The organism is Marinitenerispora sediminis (assembly GCF_003336425.1).
In the GTDB taxonomy this organism is placed as follows: Bacteria; Actinomycetota; Actinomycetes; order Streptosporangiales; family Streptosporangiaceae; genus Marinitenerispora; species Marinitenerispora sediminis.
Genome location: NZ_QEIO01000323.1, coordinates 1 through 877 on the forward strand (window position 1 = coordinate 1; position 877 = coordinate 877).

At 76.9% G+C, this 877-nt stretch carries 1 protein-coding gene; it reads right to left on the minus strand.

The features are described 5' to 3' along the window. Positions 1–142: 142 nt before the first annotated feature. On the minus strand, positions 143–856 hold the full coding sequence (locus DEF28_RS26605) for a cell wall anchor protein (protein WP_114400943.1): 714 nt from the start codon (positions 854–856) through the stop codon (positions 143–145). Positions 857–877 lie beyond the last annotated feature (21 nt).

Genomic DNA, 877 nt, shown 5'->3' on the forward strand with positions numbered 1-877 from the left:
CGCCTTGACCGCGGCTCGACCTCGGCCGCCGCCCGTGGTGAGCACGATCTCCGACACGCCCGGTCCCCTCCCGCCGCGGTGGCCTGGCCGCCAGCGTAGCCAGCCGGGCGGCGGCCGAGGTCGAGCCGCGGTCAAGGCGCGGTCAGGCCGTCAGCAGCACGGCGATTCCGGCGGCGACGAGGGCGAAGGCCCAGACGCGGTCGCCGTCGATCCAGGAGAGCCGCAGCAGGTGGGAGCCGAGGAAGTCGTAGACGAGGAGCGCGGCGACGCCGGTCGCGGCGACCATGGCGAGGGTGTGCACGCCGGCGGCGGTCAGTCCGAGCCAGGTGGCGTCGGCGAGGGTGAGGCCGGCGGGGGCGGTCTCCGCGCCGGCCGGCGGGGCACTCTCCCAGCCGTGCGCGCCGTGTCCGCCGTGTCCGCCGTGTCCGGACGGTGCCGGGACCGAGGGGGCGGGGGCGAGGTCGCCGGCCAGGACGGGGAGCAGCATGAGCCCGGCGCCGTGCACCGAGGACATCAGGAAGGACCAGCCGGCCAGCTGCCAGGCCGGCATCCGCACGCCGCGCCACCGGAAGTGCCGCCGGGACAGCAGCTGCCACAGCCCGGCGCCCGCGACCAGCGCGCCGCCGGCGATCGCGAACCAGCGGGACGCGACGAGCGATCCGGTGACGGTGATGGCCACGCCGAACACCGCGACGGAGGCGGCGTGCCCGCCGGCGACGGCCGGCAGCGACCGCAGCAGCGCCGCCCGGCTGCCGTCCTGCATGCCCCGGGACACGGCGAGGAGCCACCCCATACCCGGGTTGAGGCCGTGGAAGATCCCCAGTCCGACGAGGGCCCATAGCTGCGCGGTGCTCACCGCGCAGCTATGGGCCCTCGT